Annotated in this window: 20 protein-coding genes and 1 tRNA gene; 16 read left to right on the top strand and 5 right to left on the bottom strand. The window is 36.0% G+C overall.

Annotated elements, in window-relative coordinates; genetic code table 11:
• Window positions 1-133 precede the first annotated feature (133 nt).
• From G4D63_RS07710 to G4D63_RS07680, 7 genes are all read left to right on the top strand, one after another.
• Window positions 134-775 (top strand): DUF4912 domain-containing protein, encoded by a 642-nt coding sequence (locus tag G4D63_RS07710; RefSeq protein ID WP_163179055.1) that lies wholly within the window; start codon window positions 134-136, stop codon window positions 773-775.
• Between the two features lie 13 nt (window positions 776-788).
• Complete coding sequence (locus tag G4D63_RS07705) at window positions 789-3,569, top strand: 1,4-alpha-glucan branching protein domain-containing protein (RefSeq protein ID WP_163179054.1); 2,781 nt, start codon at window positions 789-791, stop codon at window positions 3,567-3,569.
• Window positions 3,570-3,573: 4 nt separating this feature from the next.
• The gene (locus G4D63_RS07700) at window positions 3,574-4,671 is read left to right on the top strand and encodes a nucleotidyltransferase family protein (protein ID WP_163179053.1); all 1,098 of its coding nucleotides are present in this window, start codon (window positions 3,574-3,576) and stop codon (window positions 4,669-4,671) included.
• 117 nt (window positions 4,672-4,788) lie between these two features.
• A complete protein-coding gene (gene rpmG / locus G4D63_RS07695) occupies window positions 4,789-4,938 on the top strand; it encodes a 50S ribosomal protein L33 (protein ID WP_149218494.1) in 150 nt (49 codons plus the stop codon).
• A gap of 131 nt (window positions 4,939-5,069) precedes the next feature.
• Window positions 5,070-5,642: a 5-formyltetrahydrofolate cyclo-ligase gene (locus G4D63_RS07690; protein ID WP_163179052.1), complete on the top strand. Its 573-nt coding sequence runs from the start codon at window positions 5,070-5,072 to the stop codon at window positions 5,640-5,642.
• The gene (locus tag G4D63_RS07685; protein WP_163179051.1) at window positions 5,632-6,417 is read left to right on the top strand and encodes a DUF92 domain-containing protein; all 786 of its coding nucleotides are present in this window, start codon (window positions 5,632-5,634) and stop codon (window positions 6,415-6,417) included. Before G4D63_RS07690 ends, G4D63_RS07685 begins: the two co-directional genes overlap by 11 nt.
• 53 nt (window positions 6,418-6,470) lie before the next feature.
• Complete coding sequence (locus tag G4D63_RS07680) at window positions 6,471-6,647, top strand: hypothetical protein (RefSeq protein ID WP_163179050.1); 177 nt, start codon at window positions 6,471-6,473, stop codon at window positions 6,645-6,647.
• A 225-nt stretch (window positions 6,648-6,872) separates the two neighbouring features.
• Here G4D63_RS07680 and G4D63_RS07675 read toward each other — a convergent pair whose 3' ends face one another.
• A complete protein-coding gene (locus G4D63_RS07675; protein WP_163179049.1) occupies window positions 6,873-7,745 on the bottom strand; it encodes a hypothetical protein in 873 nt (290 codons plus the stop codon).
• 173 nt (window positions 7,746-7,918) lie between these two features.
• On the opposite strand from G4D63_RS07675, the gene G4D63_RS07670 reads away from it, so the two are divergent.
• The 7 genes from G4D63_RS07670 to G4D63_RS07640 all read left to right on the top strand — a co-directional run bounded on the left by G4D63_RS07670 (window position 7,919) and on the right by G4D63_RS07640 (window position 16,131).
• Window positions 7,919-9,376, top strand: coding sequence for a spore germination protein (locus G4D63_RS07670; protein WP_163179048.1), 1,458 nt, complete (start codon window positions 7,919-7,921; stop codon window positions 9,374-9,376).
• A gap of 235 nt (window positions 9,377-9,611) precedes the next feature.
• Window positions 9,612-9,833 (top strand): YqgQ family protein, encoded by a 222-nt coding sequence (locus tag G4D63_RS07665; protein WP_163179047.1) that lies wholly within the window; start codon window positions 9,612-9,614, stop codon window positions 9,831-9,833.
• Complete coding sequence (locus tag G4D63_RS07660; protein WP_163179046.1) at window positions 9,826-10,794, top strand: ROK family glucokinase; 969 nt, start codon at window positions 9,826-9,828, stop codon at window positions 10,792-10,794. The genes G4D63_RS07665 and G4D63_RS07660 overlap by 8 nt, the downstream gene beginning before the upstream one ends.
• Before the next feature lie 307 nt (window positions 10,795-11,101).
• Window positions 11,102-13,009, top strand: a complete 1,908-nt coding sequence (locus tag G4D63_RS07655) for an LTA synthase family protein (RefSeq protein WP_163179045.1) — start codon at window positions 11,102-11,104, stop codon at window positions 13,007-13,009.
• Window positions 13,010-13,193: 184 nt separating this feature from the next.
• Window positions 13,194-14,390 (top strand): M14 family metallopeptidase, encoded by a 1,197-nt coding sequence (locus G4D63_RS07650; protein WP_163179044.1) that lies wholly within the window; start codon window positions 13,194-13,196, stop codon window positions 14,388-14,390.
• Window positions 14,391-14,579: 189 nt separating this feature from the next.
• On the top strand, window positions 14,580-15,713 hold the full coding sequence (locus G4D63_RS07645) for a YqgU-like beta propeller domain-containing protein (RefSeq protein ID WP_163179043.1): 1,134 nt from the start codon (window positions 14,580-14,582) through the stop codon (window positions 15,711-15,713).
• A 94-nt stretch (window positions 15,714-15,807) separates the two neighbouring features.
• On the top strand, window positions 15,808-16,131 hold the full coding sequence (locus tag G4D63_RS07640; protein WP_163179042.1) for an MTH1187 family thiamine-binding protein: 324 nt from the start codon (window positions 15,808-15,810) through the stop codon (window positions 16,129-16,131).
• 130 nt (window positions 16,132-16,261) lie between these two features.
• Here the strand turns inward: G4D63_RS07640 and G4D63_RS07635 are convergent, their stop codons facing one another.
• On the bottom strand, window positions 16,262-16,435 hold the full coding sequence (locus G4D63_RS07635) for a DUF2759 domain-containing protein (protein WP_163179041.1): 174 nt from the start codon (window positions 16,433-16,435) through the stop codon (window positions 16,262-16,264).
• 111 nt (window positions 16,436-16,546) lie between these two features.
• Window positions 16,547-17,008, bottom strand: a complete 462-nt coding sequence (locus G4D63_RS07630; protein ID WP_163179040.1) for a hypothetical protein — start codon at window positions 17,006-17,008, stop codon at window positions 16,547-16,549.
• 87 nt (window positions 17,009-17,095) lie between these two features.
• On the opposite strand from G4D63_RS07630, the gene G4D63_RS07625 reads away from it, so the two are divergent.
• Window positions 17,096-17,731 carry an MBL fold metallo-hydrolase gene (locus G4D63_RS07625; RefSeq protein ID WP_163179039.1) on the top strand — a complete coding sequence of 212 codons (636 nt, stop codon included), beginning with the start codon at window positions 17,096-17,098 and terminating at the stop codon, window positions 17,729-17,731.
• Between the two features lie 9 nt (window positions 17,732-17,740).
• Complete coding sequence (locus G4D63_RS07620) at window positions 17,741-18,853, top strand: class I SAM-dependent methyltransferase (protein WP_163179038.1); 1,113 nt, start codon at window positions 17,741-17,743, stop codon at window positions 18,851-18,853.
• 39 nt (window positions 18,854-18,892) lie between these two features.
• Here G4D63_RS07620 and G4D63_RS07615 read toward each other — a convergent pair whose 3' ends face one another.
• The gene (locus G4D63_RS07615; RefSeq protein ID WP_163179037.1) at window positions 18,893-19,138 is read right to left on the bottom strand and encodes a DUF2626 domain-containing protein; all 246 of its coding nucleotides are present in this window, start codon (window positions 19,136-19,138) and stop codon (window positions 18,893-18,895) included.
• Window positions 19,139-19,335: 197 nt separating this feature from the next.
• A tRNA-Gln gene (locus G4D63_RS07610) sits at window positions 19,336-19,407 on the bottom strand.
• Between the last annotated feature and the right edge of the window lie 177 nt (window positions 19,408-19,584).

The following is a 19,584-nucleotide window of genomic DNA, read 5'->3' as shown; positions in this document are numbered from 1 at the left end:
TAATCAAAAGCACTAATAATCAACATAATATGACAATTTGCGTTTATTGTAGAGAACATTGACGGGTGTTAAGATGAGAAAGACTAGTGCAAGTAGGTAGGATGTTTATTTCAAAAAGTGAGGTGGTTGCAGGGTGATTAGTGAAATTATCAAGCTAAGAAATGAAGGAATGAGCTTTCGAGAAATAGCTAAGGAATTGAACTCAACAGTTGGAAAAGTACATTATCAATGGATCAAACATGAAAAAGATGAACCAAGTGGCAATGAGAGTCCTGTTCAAAGTCCTTTAACATCTAATGATTTTTTACCGTCTTCATATAATCAAGACAGAATGCATGTATTGGTTAAAAACAGTTCAACTATTTATGTTTACTGGGAGATTTCTGATATAAAGCTAAGCTTTCTTCAACATACCTTTAAAAAGGGCTACAGCCAACTTCCGAAGTTTATAAAAATCTATGATGTAACGTCTGTTATTTTCAATGGTTCAAACGCGCATCGCCAATGTGAGATATCTTTGCCGGAAATGACGAACAATTGGTTCGTTTCAGATTTAGAACCAAACCGCACGTATGTTGCAGAATATGGTGTCAAAACAGATCACGGAAATTTCTTTACTGTGCTTCGCTCCAATCCAATTGACACCCCTCGTAATTCTCCAGAGCAAGTTGGATTGTTTACCCAAAATGTCCATCAGTGGAAAACAGGTTCTCAATCATCTCCAGGTTGGCTGGAACAGTTTTCAACCTATTCCTATTATGAAAAAGTGAAGTAGAGAGGGTGATCGAATGAGCTACATGTATGTTAATATGATTCTTCATGCCCATTTACCTTATGTAAGGCACAGGGAAGCAAATCGTCTAGAAGAAAGATGGTTGTATGAAGCGATTACTGAAACTTATATTCCGTTGTTGTGGAATTTAGAAGAAGGAATGAAACAAAAATTTACGATTTCATTTTCTCCGCCCCTTCTAGAGATGCTATCAGATCCATTAATTCAAAGAAGATATTTGCACCATTTGGATAAGACAGACTCTTTGATTCAAAAGGAGATTGCTCATGCAAAAAATGAGCAGGAATTAGTACTATCTCGTTTTTACGAAGAAAGGTTCCGAAAGATTAGAGAGACATTTCTAAATTATAGCCAGAATATTATTTTAGGGTTTAAGCACTTCTTTGAGCTTGGACAAATTGAATGCATAACATCTTCAGCTACTCATACGTTTCTTCCATATCTTAAAACTGAGCAAGGCTTACATATGCAAGTTAAACATGGAATCACTTGCTTTGAAAAACATTTTGGTAGAAAGCCTAGGGGATTATGGTTACCTGAATGTGCCTATTCACCAGGTCTAGATAAGCGATTATTTTTGGAGGGCATACAATATACCTTCGTTGATGAGCATGCTATTACAAATGCAGATCCAACGCCAACACATGGTGTGGGTGCTCCAGTGTATTCTCCACATGGTGTTGCGCTTTTTGCAAGAAATCAAGCTTTATCAAATTATATTTGGAGCTCCTCTTATGGGTATCCAGGTGATCAAGGTTATCGAGAGTTTTATCGTGACATCGCTTATGATCGTGAATGGGATTATATTAGCCCTTACATTCATCCTGAAGGTATTCGAATTGATTCAGGATTAAAATATCATCGAATTACTGGACAGACGGAGTTTAAGGAGCTTTACAACCCAGACATTGCAGAGGATAGAGTTAAAACCCATGCGCATCATTTTCGAACTATTTTAAAAGAACAGCTAGATCGTTTTGGGAACCAAAGCTTTCCACCACATATCGCAACGCTACCTTTTGATGCAGAATTATTTGGACACTGGTGGTTTGAGGGGCCAGCTTGGTTAAAGGAGCTGCTTTCTTATTCATTACATCAAATTGAAGCAATCACACCCAATGAGTTTTTAGATCGCCATTTTAAGGATCTCGAAACCTGCCATATTTCCTTTGCTACGTGGGGGCGTGACGGGTATGGTGATGTTTGGTTAAATGAAAAAAATGAATGGATGTATCGACAATACCATTGGATGGAAAAGAAGCTCATAGAATTAATGGCAACTGTTGAAAATGGCGATGATCTCAAAAATAAGACGATTAAACAGTTGGCGAGAGATTGGATGCTTGCCACAAGTAGTGATTGGGCATTTATTCTTGATAATGAAAGTGCAAGTGATTATGCAACTAAAAGATGTATGGAACATATAAACCGATTCACTTTTTTAGTAGAAAAAATGGAGAATAATGAGGTATCAGAAGAACTTCTAATGAACTTAGAGTCTGATTATCCTTTCCTAAAGGAAATTGATTTAAGTCCTCTTAAGTCTCAGCATGACTTATATGTGGCTCAGCAACAGAAAGCTACGTCATCTCGTAAAGTCTTGATGCTAACTTGGGAATATCCACCTAGAATAGTTGGTGGACTTGCTAGACATGTATATGAGTTATCAAAATCAATAGCAAAACAAGGTTATGATGTTTACGTTATTACAGCAAAGGATAATGACAGTCCTTTTTATGAGTTTTCGGAAGGGGTTCATATCTACCGAGTGGACACCTATCAACAAGAAAATGATGATTTTATACATTGGATTGATAGCCTGAACCTATCGTTAGTAGAACAAGCACTTGAGTTATCAAAAAAAATCTCGTTCGATTTTATTCATGCTCATGATTGGTTAGTGGAGGGAGCAGCTGTTACGTTAAAGAAGGCGATTGACGCTCCTTTAATAGCAACTATTCACGCCACTGAACATGGTAGAAATCAAGGGATTTTCACTTCTCTTCAAGAAAACATACATAATAGGGAGATTTCGTTAATGGAGCAGGCATCCACTGTTCTTGTATGTAGTGAATATATGAAAAGCGAAGTCACAAAACTTGATTCACGCCTAGAAGAAAAAGTAAGGGTGATCCCTAATGGTGTCGATTTGTCTTATTTCCATTGCCCAGTTGAAATCGATCATAATTTGAGCGAATATATCTCATCAGAAGATCATATTGTATTTTCGATAGGAAGAATCGTGCCGGAAAAAGGGTTCCAAACACTAATTGAGGCCGTTCCACATGTCCTAAAAAATCACTCTAATGTAAAATTTATCATTGGTGGGACAGGACCATTAGAAAAAAAGTATCATGATCTCATCAAAGCTAAAAACTTAGGTCAGTATATCCAATTAATAGGATTCGTTAATGATGAAGAGCGCAATCAGTTACTCACTAATTGTGATGTTGCTGTTTTTCCTAGTCTTTACGAACCCTTCGGTATTGCAGCATTAGAAGCGATGATTGCGAAAAAACCAATTGTTGTGTCTAACACAGGTGGCTTAACTAGTTTTGTTAAAAATGGTATTACGGGATTAACAGTTACTCCTGGATCACCAGAAGAGCTTGCTAAAGCAATTAGTGTATTACTTAGTAATCGCCCCTTAGCCATGAAGATGGCGCATAAAGGTCAACAACTTGCGTTAAATGAATATAATTGGGATACAGTTGGTCAAAGAACGATTCGTCATTATGAGCATTTGTTGGAACTTCAAACTAGCATAGGGAGCTGATGGGATGAAGGCTGTTATTCTAGCAGGCGGGGAAGGGAAAAGGATGAGACCTCTTACAAGTACTATCCCAAAACCAATGCTCCCATTCTTTCAAAAGCCTGTTTTAGAATATATTATTAAATACCTCAGAAACCAAGCGATTACAGAAATAATGATTATTACAAACAATAGCTGTCCTTCCATTCAAAAATATTTTCAAAGAGGGGAACAATGGGGTGTTTCCCTTCAGTATATATATGAAGATAAACCAATGGGTACAGCAGGCTGCTTAAAAAGTTTAGAGGCTTTTATCTATGATGATAAGCCTCTTTTTGTGATCAATGGAGATATTATTACTGATGTTAAGATAAGTGAAGCCATTGCTTTTCATGAAAAAAATAAGTCTTTACTAACGATTCTAGCGACAAAAGTAAAAAATCCGAAGCCATTCGGCATTATTGATTGTGAAGAAAACGGAAGAGTCAGAAGATATTTAGAGAAGCCATCGATAGGTGAAATTTATAGCTGCTTAGTTAACATGGGAATGTATATTATTCAGCCGGAGTTATTACAATTTATAACAAACAAGTATGAGTGTGACATGAGCCACGATTTAGTTCCTTTGTTATTAAGTATGAATCAACCTGTTTACTGTTTTGAAGGAATTGGGTACTGGGCTGATATTGGTTCAGTTTCACAATATAAGCAATCACATTTTGATGTTCTTGTAGGGGCAGTCAACGTCAAGCTACCAATAAGTGAAGTGCTTCCAGGCATTATAATAGGAAAGAATGTGGTTATTGAAGAAGGAGCAACCATTAAGAGTCCAGTTTTTATTGGAGATCGCACGATTATAAAAACAGGATCTTTGATTGGTAAGAATACTATAATAGGAAGCGATTGTATCGTTACAGAGTCAGTAACAATTGATCATTCTATCGTATGGGAAAATGTATACATAGGACCATCATGTGAAGTTTCAAATTCAATTATCGCTAATGATTCCATCATTACTAAAAAGGTAAAAATAAGAAGAGAAAGTGTCATAGGCGAAAATTGTGAAATAAACAGGGAAATAGCGCCTGAAATGCTGGTTAAACCGTATAGTAAGCTGACAAATTGATTATTTTTGGCAGCAATATTCTGCTTTAATGAAAATGGACTAGTAATTTATTTTGAAAAGTGATATTATAGTAAAGTCTGATTGAATGAATGTATTCACAGTTTGGAGGGATATATAATGCGCGTTACTGTTACCCTAGCTTGTACAGAAACTGGCGATCGTAACTATATTACGAAGAAAAATAAGCGTAACAATCCAGAACGTATTGAGCTTAAAAAATACAGCCCAAGACTTAAGAGAGTTACTCTTCACAGAGAAACTAAGTAATGATTACTTAGCATAGCCGTAAGCCTTATTCTTAAAGGTTTACGGCTATTTACATTTAAGTTGTGAAAGTGGCCGTAACCTAGTATGTAAATTCCCTTCAACAAAGCATACATATTATAGAGGTGGATCATATGACCAAAACGAAAAAAGAGCTACGCCTTCAAGTTAAAGAAAGGCTAGAAAGTTTGTCTACATATGAATTTCAGCAAAATTGTGAAAAGGTAGCTTACCAATTATATAACACAAATGTTTGGATGAAGAGTAAGACCATCGGCATAACCATTTCCCGGGGAAGGGAAATTGAAACGCGTCAAATAATTGAAAGAGCTTGGAAAGAAGGCAAAAAGGTTGCTGTTCCGAAATGCTACTCTGAGCAACATAAAATGGAGTTTTATTTTATTACAAGCTTTGAACAGTTAGAGGTAGTGTTTTTTGGTCTACAGGAACCAGTACTAGCCTTAACAGAGCACGCACCTGCAAACGATCTTGAACTATTAATTGTTCCAGGAATTTGTTATACAGAAAAGGGGTATCGAATTGGTTATGGTGGTGGGTACTACGACCGCTATCTAGAGCATTATCAACAAGACACCGTTTCATTATTGCTGGAATGTCAGCTTGTCCCTGAAATTCCAGTGTATTCATATGATCTTCCCATACAGAAATTAATTTCAGAAGAACGGATTATTAGCTGTGCTAAATAGCGTAGTCATACTATTTATATTAGCCGTCTCATTGATGGGGATTATTAGTAAATCTCTTACCTTAAGTGGGGGAATTGCTGCTTTTGTCATCGGTGTTCTAATTGGATTGGGTTTCGGTGTGCAAGGTCTTATACTGTTAGGTGCCTTCTTCTTATCATCGAGTATTTGGAGTAAGTATAAAAGAAACGACAAGAAAAAAATGGATGATATTACCCAAAAGGGAGAGGTGAGAGACTACACTCAAGTAATGGCTAATGGTGCGATACCAGCATTATGTGGACTGTGGTATCACATAAACCCATCAGATTCTTTGTTAATTGCCTTTGTTGTTTCTATTGCTGCAGCAAATGCAGATACATGGGCTTCTGAAATAGGAAGTCTAAGCAAAAAAGCTCCGATTCACATATTGACTCTCAGATCTGTAGAAGCCGGGACATCAGGGGCTATATCTGTGTTGGGCTTAATTGCCTCCTTACTAGGTTCATTCCTTATTAGCATTATGGCAATATTCCTCTTTGAAGGGATATCTATTGTGACTCTTCTAGTGATTTTACTAGCAGGCTTTATGGGTTCAATTTTTGATACCATAATTGGTGCCACTATACAGGCGAAATACTGTTGCCGACACTGTCAAATAATTACTGAAAAGGTTACACATTGTCAAGCACCAACAAGTATCAATAGTGGAGTGCGTTATATTAATAATGAAGTAACTAATTTTTCATCAATCTTGTTAGCATCAATCTTAGGGGGCACCTTTACATTTCTATTTTAAATGGAGGATAAAACCCTAACTTCTGTCGCACATTATGAATAGGAGGGATCGCGATGCGCAATTCAATTCTAATCACAACGATCATCTTATTCGCTTTAACATTAATGAAAAAACGTTATAAAGTGTTAAATTCTCTTCTTCGTAATCCACTTGTTCGTCGATTAGTGGTGAAGTTTGCTATGCAATTACCTTTCATTAGAGAACAATTCTTAAGACAAGCATTTAAATAGAAGGAAATCCTGTTTATTTAACAGGATTTTTTTATTGTTTAGGAATTATAAAGGTTATCATTTGTGGATAAACGAGGCTAGTGTATAGTAATCCAGCTCCAGAGCCCAGCCCCTCGAGGTCAAATAACCCTTCGAGAATAAAGGGGAAACCCACCCCTTTTTTCTCGAAGGAACATTTGCTTGTCGGGGCTAAACGGGGCGCTTGCGCCTTTTGTTCCTTTATTTTTATATTTCTTGAACAAGCTTGATTTTCTCCCCGTTTTTACCTTCTATTAGAATATAAATATGGGTTCCATCTTTACTTAGTAATATAAGTGGTATTTTACTACCAATAGGTGAGATTGTTTCATTTGGTGAAAGCTTAATCCCAAGGAGGTAATTTTTATAAAGTCCTTCCCAAAGTTGTCCCATTACTTTTTGAGAAGTTCGTTCATCTAAACCTGGCAGTGATTTCTCATTGTATTTAACCAAATCAAGTATGGTTAACTCATGATACTGTTGCCTATTCAAATTAAAGTGGGTTAATAACTCATTCCAACTATAGTGTAAGTGCTGACCTATAACATGATCTAATATTTTTTTCCATTCTTCATGTTCTTTGTTTTCAGGGATACGGAATGATTCAAGTGGGCTAAAGGATGAATCAATAATGTATAAATGATCACTCGTCATTTTCTGAGCACTCTTTATTTGGTCATCCTGTAAATGTACCTCTGCATGATGAAGAGAGATGCTTTGAAGTAAACTACTGTCTTCCCCTTTTAATTTCTTCTTATTCTCCAATAAGGATACCTCTTCTTTCCATTCAGACATAGAGTCCATCAGAACTCCGTCTATATATAGAAATGAAATATCCTGCCTTAAATAAACCTTCTTATCTGTTTCTGAATATGACTCCCATTCTACTATATATTCATCACTATCTTTTTCATTTAGTAAAGTTAATTTTGTTTCAGCTGATAAAAAGGCAAGGGTAGGATCGATTGGAAAGTAGGTTAGGCTTTCTCTAGCCTCATTTGAGTATAAAAACTTTGTCAAAGTGAGTGAAGTTACACCAACTAATAAAATTATCAGAAGTAATTTAGTTTTTGTTTTCATGTTCTCCCTCTCATCCTTTCTGGACAACCTCTTATAAACCTATGAGACGAAAATAGATAACATTCCTAACCGGAGAGGAAATATCAAAAAAAAGAGGTATGTTTCTAATCTTTATGGTTAATGATGGGATTAGATTGCATACATGTTAGCTATGATACTGAGGTGAGAGAACGGTGAATAAGCAAAAGAAACAGGTTTCAACTAATATAGATGATAACCTTTCGTATTTAAAGACGGAGCTTGGTGTTGATAAGAGCTTTGATGTCATTCAGTTAGATCAAGAATATGCAGGAAGAAAAATGTCGTTATTTTTAATTGACGGCTTTGCCAAGGATGATATTCTTCATTTCATCATGAAGTTCTTGGCTTCATTAGAACCTGAGCAGTTAGAGCCAAATCCTCTAGAAAAGCTTTTAAAGAAATATATCCCTTATGTTGAAGTGGAGAAGGTAGACGATTTAGATGCTGTGGTGGATACAGTATTAGCAGGCCCTACAGCTTTAGTAGTGGATGGTATCGATTATGTCATTATCATTGATGCTCGTACATATCCCGTACGCGGTCCTCAGGAGCCAGACACTGAAAGGGTTGTTAGAGGAGCTAGAGATGGTTATGTAGAAACCATCGTCTTCAATACAGCTTTAACTCGACGAAGAGTAAGAGATCGTACACTAAGAATGGAATACCAACAAGTAGGTCGACGGAGTAAGACAGATATTTGTATATGTTATATTGAGGATATCGCTGATCCAGAACAAGTAGCAGCTGTGAAGAACTCGATTAGTAAAATCGATACAGATGGTCTTCCTATGGCGGAGAAAACGATAGAAGAGTTTATCTCAGGACGACACTACAATCCATATCCTGTCGTCAGGTATACGGAGAGACCTGACACTGCCGCAGCTCATTTATATGAAGGACATGTTATCGTTATGGTAGATGGTTCACCAAGTGTGCTCATAACACCTGTTACGTTTTGGCATCATTTACAGCATGCTGAAGAGTATCGTAATAAACCAGTGGTAGGGGCTTATTTAAGACTGGTTCGATATTTAGCTGTATTTGCATCAATGTTTTTATTACCATTATGGTATTTATTTTCAGTTACCCCTGAGCTACTACCAGAAGGATTTGGTTTTATAGGCCCCAATGAGATAGGACAGGTCCCTTTATTTTTACAGATCCTCATTATTGAACTCGGTCTAGATATGTTAAGGATGGCAGCCATACATACACCAACATCCCTAGCAACGGCACTAGGTCTAGTGGCGGCGCTTATGGTCGGTCAGGTTGCGGTTGAAGTTGGTTTATTATCAAATGAAGTGATTTTGTATTTTTCAATAGCGGCGATTGGGACATTTGCCACACCTAGCTATGAGCTAAGTTTAGCAAATCGAATCATTCGAATTGTTTTATTGATCATAACAGCAATCGGTGGAGTAGTTGGATTTGTAATTGGAGTAACAGCTTGGATCGTCATGCTAGCAAGAATGAAGTCCTTCAATGTACCGTATATGTGGCCTTTTATACCGTTTTCCTATCGAGCGATGCGTGATATTCTATTCAGGGCGCCAATTCCGTTGAAAAATCGAAGACCAACAGTCCTTCATCCTAAGGATCCTGATCGTTAAGAAATTTTACAAGTTATGTGAGCTCAAGTAGTAAGCCTCTAGATAATGGGTGTTGACCATAGAGGCTTTTGCTTGAGTTTTTATGCTGTGTATAATAATTTTTATTTAGAATTTGTATCTAGCTCGCACTTAGCCCCGACAAGCGGGACGCTAGCGCTTGACCAAATGGTATATCATCGATAATCTTAGTATGGATTAGTTTCAATGATGTTATGACTAACTAGTAGGTGAAATATTGAAGACAATATACGATGTACAGAAACTATTAATTAAGTATGGTACGCTCATTTATATTGGTGACCGTCTAGCTGACCTTGAAATGATGGAAGAAGAGCTTAGAGAATTATATGATTCTAAGCTTTTAGATGTTCATGAATATAAAGTAGGGTTATTAATTGTAAAACAAGCAACAGAGCTTGAAAAAGAGAAGAGAAGAAGGAATGAGAAGAATGACTAAAAAGTGGTTAGTTGGAATTGATATTGGTGGAACAACAATTAAAATGGCTTTCATTACGATCAGTGGAGAAATAGATCACAAATGGGAAATACCTACAGATGTTGGGAATCAAGGCGAGAACATTATTATAGATGTTGCAAAAGCACTAAAAGACAAACTTGTTGAGCTTGGAGCAACCATGGAACAGTTGGGTGGAATCGGAATAGGCGCACCAGGCCCTGTCCAAATTGAGTCAGGATTAATTTATGAAGCAGTAAATTTAGGTTGGAAGGAATATCCTCTAAAAAAGAAACTCGAGGATGCAACAGGTTTACCTGTAATCGTTGATAATGATGCAAATCTTGCTGCCTTAGGAGAAATGTGGAAAGGTGCAGGTGAGAAAGCAAAGGATGTCATTGTGGTAACCTTAGGAACTGGTGTTGGTGGTGGAATCATTACAAATGGGCATATTATCCATGGGGTAAATGGTGCTGGTGGAGAAATCGGTCACATCACATCAGTTCCTGATGGAGGAGCTCCATGTAATTGCGGGAAAACAGGATGCCTAGAAACCATAGCTTCTGCAACTGGAATTGTTCGTCAAACGATTGAACAGGTTGAGAAATATCCTGACTCAACACTTGTTGATAAAGTAAATAACCGAACTGTTACTGCGAAGGACGTATTTGACGCAGCAAAAGGAAACGATTCCTTGGCATTAGCAGTGATCGACCAAACTGCTTTTCATTTAGGCCTTGCCCTCGCCAACTTATCCAACGGTGTTAACCCAGAGAAAATCGTAATCGGAGGAGGAGTTTCCAGGGCCGGTGATGTATTAGTAACACCGATTAAGTTATACTTTGAAAAGTTCGCTTTTCCAAGAGTAGCGATAGGCGCTGAGCTATCAATTGCTACTTTAGGAAATGATGCGGGTGTTATCGGTGGTGCATGGTTAATAAAGGAAGAAGTAGGCTTAAAGTAATGAAATTTTATATTTTAATATAACGAAAAAGGTCTCTAGTCATAGGTATAGAGACCTTTTAAAATTAATACTAATATTTATTATTACTTTTTGAAACTTTTTTTATGTTTCATTCGTCTTAATAGACAAGCTCAAAATATTTATTGCTGGAAACATAATAGTATAAAAAATTAATAAAAATTAACCATTGATTTTTTGTAAAAAAGACATTAAGATTAACTATGTTTCCTTTTACAATGCCCAATAATTGTAAAATTGACTGCAATATTCTGATAAAATGGCTTAGTTTTGTTAAGGAGGGAATACCATGAATATTAAATCCACGTTCGTTAAAATGTGGCCACTATATTTAACGATTATCATGTTATGGATTAAAACGTATGTAGTCTATAAGACTAGCTTCGATATAAAAATAGAATCTTTGATGCAGGAACTGATCCTGTTTATTAATCCTTTGAGCTTCCTGTTATTCTTTTTTGGAATAACATTATTGGTTAAAGAAAAAGCAAGAATTCCTTTATTATATACCTTTGGGTTTATTACTAGCTTCGTTTTATTTGCGAATGTAGTATATTACAGGTTCTTTAATGATTTCTTAACAATACCTGTATTATTTCAAACTAGTAATATGGCAGATCTTGGTAATAGCGCTTCTGAGCTTATGCACTTTTCTGATTTGTTGATCTTTAGCGACTTAGTAATTTTATGGATAGTATTAACAATTGCTAAGAAAAAGCAACTGTTAGTCAATTTTCAACCATTGCTTAAGAGAGAAAAGGCATCATATGTTTTAATGGCAACAATCATTTCTGTAGTAAATCTTGGACTTGCTGAAATAGAGCGACCACAATTATTAACTAGAACTTTTGATAGAGAAATGTTAGTGAAAAATATTGGAACATATAATTTCCATATATATGATGTTCTACTTCAATCAAAATCATCCGCGCAAAGGGCATTTGCAGATGGTAGTGAATTTGTTGAGATTGAGAACTATCTAAAGGCTAACGTTCGTCAACCAAATGAAGAGTTATTTGGAATTGCAAAGGATAAGAACATTATCGTGATTTCAATGGAATCAACACAAAGCTTTGTCATCGGTGAAACAATTGATGGTGAACTGATTACGCCATTCTTAAATGAATTTATTAAAGATAGCTATTACTTTGATAATTTCTATCACCAAACAGGTCAGGGGAAGACTTCAGACTCAGAGTTTTTACTAGATAATTCATTATATCCATTAGGTCGTGGCGCTGTATTCTTTACACATGGAACGAATGAATATCAAGGAACTCCAGAGCTAATTAAAGATCATGGATACTATTCTTCAGTTATGCATGCTAATAACAAAAGCTTCTGGAATCGTGATATTATGTATCAATCTTTAGGATATGACCATTTCTTTGAAATTGGTGATTATGAAGTAAATGAAGAAAATTCAATTGGATGGGGACTGAAGGATAAAGAATTCTTTGAGCAATCGATTGAACTATTAAAGTCACAACCAGAGCCGTATTATACAAAATTCATTACATTAACGAACCACTTCCCGTTTGAATTAAACGAAGAAGACAAGCTTGTAAATGAATACACGTCAAATAGCCGTACTTTAAATAGATATTTCCCTACCGTTCGTTACACGGATGAAGCGATTAAACATTTCATTCAACGTTTAAAGGATGAGGGAATATATGAAAATTCCATCATTATCCTCTACGGAGATCATTATGGAATTTCTGAAAACCATAATAAAGCAATGGCACAATTTCTAGGAAAAGATGAGATTACTCCTTTTGACTCGGTACAGTTACAAAAGGTACCTTTAATTGTCCATATTCCTGGACATAAAGTAAAAGAAAATGTTATTTCTAAGGTTTCTGGTCAAATTGATCTAAAACCTACAATCTTAAATCTAATGGGAATAAGTTCACAAGACCAGGTTCAATTTGGTACTGATTTATTCTCAGAAAATAAAATTCCGTTTACTGTTTTAAGAGATGGTAGTTTTATTACAGATGAGTATGTGTATACAAATCATGAGTGTTATAAGAAATCGACTGGTGAACCTACTGAAGCAGCAGAATGCGAACCATTTATGGATAAAGCCAAGAAGGAACTAGAATACTCAGATAAAATTGTTTATGGAGACCTTCTACGGTTCTATGATGGGAATGACTATCTTGGAGAAGAAGTCTTACAACAAGACAATTAAAGGGAAGGCCTTGATTAAAAATCAGGGCCTTTTTTTATATATCTCAAGTCTCTAAACTACTTAAAAAAAAGGCAGTGTATACAAATCACTCCTAAGAAATACAAGTTAAAGACGTGTTGTCTATTAATAATTCACTCATTCCTCTCATACATTAAATCAGCAATGTAAAAGGAGGAATGCAAAAATGGAAGTTACCGTTAGACAAGGTGACTCTCTATGGTATTATAGCCAGTTATTTGGGGTACCTTTACCTTTAATGCTCGATTCGAATCATATAGACCTCCAGAAGATGATTAAAATTGGGGATCAGGTTAAAATACCTGGTTTTATGGAAGAGTCATATAAAATAAAATCGGGTGATACCATATGGAAGCTAGCTCAAGAGAGAAATATTCATATGGATGCCCTTTTGTTATTAAATCCTCAACAGCCAAACTCTATGCGCCTCCAAGAAGGCGAAACTATTACACTACCTCTAAGAATTACAGAAAGGGTTATACGCGCAAAAAAGGAGTATAACTATTCATGTTTGGTTGAAGACCTTAAAGTATTAGAGGAGTTTTTTCCATTTATAAAGGTGAGATCTATCGGTCAATCAGTACTAGGAAAAGACCTATATGAACTGAAAATAGGAAACGGTCCTAAAAAAGTGCATATGAATGGATCCTTTCATGCAAATGAATGGATTACAACCGCAATTATTATGCAGTTTGTAAATGACTTTTTATTCTCACTTACCAATAATGGATCTATTCAAGGAATTTATATGCTCCCTTTTTATCATGAGGTTACACTTTCAATTGTTCCAATGGTAAATCCAGACGGAGTTGATCTTGTCCTAACTGGTCCACCTGAACAGGAACCATACCGTACGATGGTAATGGATATTAATAAGGGAAGTTTTGATTTTTCTAATTGGAAGGCAAATATTCAAGGCGTAGACCTTAATAACCAGTATCCAGCCTATTGGGATATCGAGAAGGAGCGCAAGGAGCCCAAGGAACCTGCTCCACGAGATTATCCCGGAGATGAACCTTTAACTGAACCAGAAGCGATTGCGATTGCTAAGCATACCGAAACTGGAGATTTTGCTAGAGTGCTAGCTTTTCATACTCAAGGCAAAGAAATGTATTGGGGGTATCAAGACTTAGAGCCTAAAGAAGCAGGATTAATTGCTAAGGAGTTTGAGCGGGTAAGTGGATATAAGGCGATTCAACATATCGATAGTCATGCTGGTTATCGAGATTGGTTTATCTACAAGTGGAAAAGGCCAGGATATACCATTGAGTTAGGAGAAGGTGTAAATCCACTTCCATTATCCCAGTATGATGAGATTTATAAATCCAGCCTTGGAATTTTTCTAGCTAGTTTATACATGTAGGTACGATCATACAGTCGCTTCTTGCGGCTGTTTTTTTAAGTTTAATCAACGTAATTAATTTGATGAAATAACTTTATTTTTATATTTGTTCTGCTATGGTACCATATGAATATAATCGCTTTTAACTGTGGAAATTGTTGTAACTTTTAGATATCTAATTCGTATATACTTATAAGGCGGTTTATTGAGGTGAGAGTGTTGGTTAGGGGAGCATTGTCCATATTGTTTTTACTTTGTTTAAGCTTTTTACTTTCAAGTTGCTCTTCTTTTCAGCCTGATGGAATAGAAAATGCGAAGAAGAGAGAGATCCAGGTTTCCGATAAAAAACTTCCGTCAGGTCACTTCATAGGTCAGTTGTCTATAAAGCCTATTGATCTAGAGGGAGAACTGTTTCATTCGGTAGCTGATTGGTATAATGATAATAGTATTTTATATATAGCAAATAAACTAAACGAGCAAGGATCCATAGTTTATCGCTACCACTTATATACTGGGCAAAAGGAAGTTTTTTACGAAACGCCAAATCAAGTAATTACTCTTGAGGGCAGTGAAAATGGTACATACTTTGCTATTCACACATCAGTCACAACAAATGAGGCTACTATTATTATTCTTGATAGAGATGGTAATGAACTAATTAATACGAGTATTGAATCAGCAGAACTTCAGTATATTTGGAATCCGCTTGCAGAAGAACAAATGTTTATTACCACGTTTCAAGATGATTGGTCGTTTGAAAATTACTTGATAGATCTGACAAACAAGAGTATAGAAGTAACGAATGTTAACCAGCCCTTTATTCAATGGCGCGACCAATCAGAGCTGCTCTACCTAAAATGGGATACTGAGCAAAGTGGAAATACTGCACCTTTATACTCGTATCAACTAGACCAAGAATCTGAAGAAATGGTTAAAGAAGGTATTCTGGGCTATCATACGTATCATTCATTGTTAATGACGGTCAGCCCAATAAAAGACCAATCTTTATATCAGTTTTTCCATCCAAAGAGCATGAAGTTAATTCAGAGCTTTCAAATCCCTTCTATAAATACCTATTCTGATCAGTGGTGGATTCCTCACTACGACTATAACCATAATAGAAGAAGCTTTTTCTTTTACAAACCTGTTTATGACGGAAATGAGTTTAAATCCTTACAATTAACTAACTATTCTTTGGAGAATGGCGTTGAAACAGTTATATTAGAGGGTGTTGAAGATGTACCGATTCACCTTTCCCCTGATGGTTCACTAAGTTTAATTGGCTTTCAATATGAAGAAATCTTAGACCTCACAACTAAAGAAGTTAAACCTTTAATTAGGTAAGAATTATTAAATTCGGCAGGTTATTTGAGAAGAGCAAGCCTCACTGCAAACCTGCTAAAAGCAACTCAATATAAAAGAAGAGGGTGAATAAACAATGGCTATCGTAGATGTAACAGTGATTCCAATAGGGACAGAAACACCGAGTGTTAGTAAGTATGTTGCAGAAATACAGAAAATCCTTTCTCAATACGAAGAGAACGGGTCTATTTCGTACCAGCTAACTCCAATGAGCACCTTAATAGAGGGAGAGCTTCCAGTACTGTTTGAGGTGATTCAAGCAATCCATAATGCACCTTTTCACACTGGAATTCAAAGAGTGGCAACGAACATCCGCATAGATGATCGTCGCGATAAAAAGGTTAAGATGAATGACAAACTAACAAGTGTGTTAAATCAATTAGAAAAGCCATCAACATAATGTTGATGGCTTTTACATGTTTATAGTAAAAATTTTATTCACAATCCACGATAGGGAAAGATCTGAAGAAGAATACGATCATCTTCAGATCTTTACGTATACCTTGGCTAACTGTGCTTCTTGCTCTAAATTAGTGTGCAACAGGATATCCGTGATGAATGATAGTCATTACGGTGAACCAACCGAAAACAGCTAATGTACCTGCAGCAAAAGCAATAGCAAGCATATTCTTTTCACGTAAAGAACGAACCAATCCGACTACAGATAATAAAGTTACTAATGCAAATATTATAATCAAGCCCATGAAAAATACCTCCTTTTGCTAGTTTTTACATGAGAGGTTTATTTTCGATCTTTCCGATGAGACCTCTAGCATATGTAGTCATTTACCAATCTTATTTTAATCGTTTTATGACTATTTGTCGAGTTCAAAAAAGTTAATCTTTACGTTATAAGAATTGGCAATTTTCTCTATCAACGCTCTATGATGCCAATCTACATAATAAATGTTGTTAGAACAGGCTATTAAATGTTCATGAAATTGTAACAAAGCCATTTCAATATCAATTGGATCTCCAGTTGTGATCGCGAAACTTGCAATCATATTAGCATACAGATAATGTCCAACCCCAGAAGAAAATCCATAATCATGAAAGTTTTCGTATAAGATGGGGTCTTGTAATAAACGAAGAGGATGTATATCCTCAATTATTTTAAATTCAGCTAGTTCTTTCTCTAAAAGTTGAACATCTTCCGGAGAAGAGAAAATATATAACAAACCGAATTTTTCAACAAGTGAAGTGGTAATGGTTAGAAATGGCTTTATGATTTCGTATTGTTCATCATTCGTTAATTCAATTGCTATTAAATTATCCATAAGCCGTCCTCCTCATACCTAATCTTTTTGTTTGTCCTCTATTTAGTGTAAAATAACGATAGACGTTTGTAAACGGAGGGAAAACAAATGAAGTGGAGAAGAATGTCATTAGGACCAGTTCAGACTAATGCTTATTTTATTTGGAATCAACAACAAGAATGTTTAATTATTGACCCAGGCAGTGAGGCACAAAAGATTTATGCATTTGTAAATGAAAATAAGTTAAAGCCGGTTGCGGTACTACTTACCCATGCTCATTATGACCATATTGGAGCAGTGGATGATGTTAGAGCTAAATATCATATTCCTGTATACATTCATAAGAAGGAACAAGATTGGTTAGTGGATCCTTTATTAAATCTATCTGCACGTACTCCATACTCAGAAGAAATTGTATTGAAAAAAGCAGATGAAATGATTACAGGTGAAGGCATACTTCAAGTTGGACCATTTAGTATGCAAGTATTTGAGACACCGGGACATTCACCAGGTAGCGTTTCTTTCTATTTCGAGGAATCACAGCTTGTTTTTTCTGGTGATGCATTATTTGAAGGAAGTATCGGTCGAACGGACTTACCAGGTGGAAATCATGATGTTCTTTTAAAGAGTATTCATGACAAGCTACTAACTCTTCCTGAAGAAACCCTTGTACTTTCAGGACATGGCAGCGAAACAACTATACAGCAAGAAATGGACACTAATCCATTCTTAAATGGCTATTAATTTCTGCTTATGAAGAGATATATACAAGAAGCAATTGCAAATGACCCGTCAACATCTATATCCTACTCAACCTTTATGGAACTAGCCTTATATCATCCTGATGCAGGGTATTATATGAAGAAGGGGACCAAAATTGGTAAAGAGGGTGATTTTTATACCTCTAGCTCAGTCTCTCCTATATTTGCAGAAACGATTGCATCTGTATTTGTTAGGATAATTGATGCGGAAGCTGTTCAACCGATTATTATTGAACTAGGAGGAGGAAATGGGTCCTTTGCTAAACAAGTCGTTGAAACTTGGAAGAAAGATTCATCATCGACCTATCAAAAGGGTCACTACTTTATTGTAGAAACAAGCCCTTTTCATCGCTCTTTAATACAGGAGGAAATTCACACTCTAGAACATGTTTCGGTGGTTAGCAGCTTAGAGGAAATCAAAAGCCTTTATCCTTCATTTAAAGGAATCATCTTCTCAAATGAATTTTTTGATGCATTTCCAGTCGATCTGATCAAAAGACTTGATAATGATTTGAAGGAAATCCGTGTTACGACCAATGACAATGAGGAGTTAGTAGATACTTTATGTCCACTTCAAAGTAAAAATCTCCTTCAATTTATAGATGAATACGGGATTACTCTTTCTGATGGCCAAACTTATGAAGTCCCTTCTGCTATGTGTTCATTTATTAGAACACTCGGAGATTGGATAGAAGAGGGAATCGTCCTAACTATAGACTATGGATATAGAGATGAGGAGTGGAGTTTACCTTTTCATAAAGATGGAAGTCTTCGTGGTTATTATAAGCATCAGCTTATAAAGAACCCTCTTCAGAATGTTGGTGAAATGGATTTAACGACGCATATCCATTTTGATAAGTTAATAAAGGCTGGAAAGCAGTCACAGCTCGATTTTTATGGAATGTATAGACAAGATGAGTTTCTACTTAAAGCTGGGTTACTTGGAAAACTTCAGGAGCATGATCACCGTGATCCATTTTCTGAGACGAGCAAGAGAAATAGAGCAATAAGGTCGCTCCTTTTACAAGGTGGAATTAGTAGTTCATTTCATATCGTAGTCCAAAGTAAAGGTGTTCAAAAGGAGCAACTAGATTCACTAATATAAAAAGCGATGGACTATTAGTCCATCGCTTTTTATATGGTCTTAGTGGCCACCTTGTCCAGGTACCATCATAAATGTTGTCCAGTACGTAAATCCAATAAAGAAAACGGTCAAATAAGCACCGAAAACATAAATATACATACGTTCTGAGAGTTTTAAATAACCTAATAATACAAAAAATGCAGTTTGTCCGAAGAATAGTAATGAGGTTTGGTACATATCACCTAAATAGAACATGACTGCAAATATACCAGTCCAGAACCCCAAAACACGGTACATACGATCCATATGTATCCCTCCTTTTGCCCTTATCCATATACTTTTCCATTATAATGGACGTTCTCCTGAATGTAAATATAAGAAGCGGGTATGATTGTGACTTATTTTTGAAGTTTCTAATTAATGGCTAAAAAATTGAACACTGAACAGCTAAAAAAATAAGTACATACAATAAAAAGGAGGTTACTAATAACCTCCGCAATTAACTGGGCTAGCTGGATTCGAACCAACGCATGACGGAGTCAAAGTCCGTTGCCTTACCGCTTGGCTATAGCCCATCGATACTATTAGACTGCCCGATTTGAAGGTGATTATGTATGATTTAGTTAATTTCTCTAAAAAAATTAGTGGAGCTTTTGTCTCTAATATAAAACCAAGATAGATGGGACGATACCTCTCTTTAAAAAAATTAAAGATTTATTTGAAAGGTAGAAGGAGTTTTGACGATTGATGAC

The organism is Bacillus mesophilus, from assembly GCF_011008845.1.
GTDB lineage: Bacteria > Bacillota > Bacilli > Bacillales > SA4 > Bacillus_BS > Bacillus_BS mesophilus.
Note: the sequence above shows the minus strand (reverse complement) of the source record. Positions and strands in the feature narration are given on the sequence as shown.

Bases quoted from the DNA above. Each gene is read 5' to 3' on its own strand.
- G4D63_RS07680 (WP_163179050.1), top strand. From the start codon at position 6,471: ATGCGCAATTCAATTCTAATCACAACGATCATCTTATTCGCTTTAACA.
- G4D63_RS07705 (WP_163179054.1), top strand. From the start codon at position 789: ATGAGCTACATGTATGTTAATATGATTCTTCATGCCCATTTACCTTAT.
- G4D63_RS07690 (WP_163179052.1), top strand. From the start codon at position 5,070: ATGACCAAAACGAAAAAAGAGCTACGCCTTCAAGTTAAAGAAAGGCTA.
- G4D63_RS07650 (WP_163179044.1), top strand. From the start codon at position 13,194: ATGGAAGTTACCGTTAGACAAGGTGACTCTCTATGGTATTATAGCCAG.
- G4D63_RS07660 (WP_163179046.1), top strand. From the start codon at position 9,826: ATGACTAAAAAGTGGTTAGTTGGAATTGATATTGGTGGAACAACAATT.
- G4D63_RS07630 (WP_163179040.1), bottom strand. From the start codon at position 17,008: ATGGATAATTTAATAGCAATTGAATTAACGAATGATGAACAATACGAA.
- G4D63_RS07625 (WP_163179039.1), top strand. From the start codon at position 17,096: ATGAAGTGGAGAAGAATGTCATTAGGACCAGTTCAGACTAATGCTTAT.
- G4D63_RS07655 (WP_163179045.1), top strand. From the start codon at position 11,102: ATGAATATTAAATCCACGTTCGTTAAAATGTGGCCACTATATTTAACG.
- G4D63_RS07700 (WP_163179053.1), top strand. From the start codon at position 3,574: ATGAAGGCTGTTATTCTAGCAGGCGGGGAAGGGAAAAGGATGAGACCT.
- rpmG (WP_149218494.1), top strand. From the start codon at position 4,789: ATGCGCGTTACTGTTACCCTAGCTTGTACAGAAACTGGCGATCGTAAC.
- G4D63_RS07620 (WP_163179038.1), top strand. From the start codon at position 17,741: ATGAAGAGATATATACAAGAAGCAATTGCAAATGACCCGTCAACATCT.
- G4D63_RS07640 (WP_163179042.1), top strand. From the start codon at position 15,808: ATGGCTATCGTAGATGTAACAGTGATTCCAATAGGGACAGAAACACCG.
- G4D63_RS07615 (WP_163179037.1), bottom strand. From the start codon at position 19,138: ATGGATCGTATGTACCGTGTTTTGGGGTTCTGGACTGGTATATTTGCA.
- G4D63_RS07635 (WP_163179041.1), bottom strand. From the start codon at position 16,435: ATGGGCTTGATTATAATATTTGCATTAGTAACTTTATTATCTGTAGTC.
- G4D63_RS07675 (WP_163179049.1), bottom strand. From the start codon at position 7,745: ATGAAAACAAAAACTAAATTACTTCTGATAATTTTATTAGTTGGTGTA.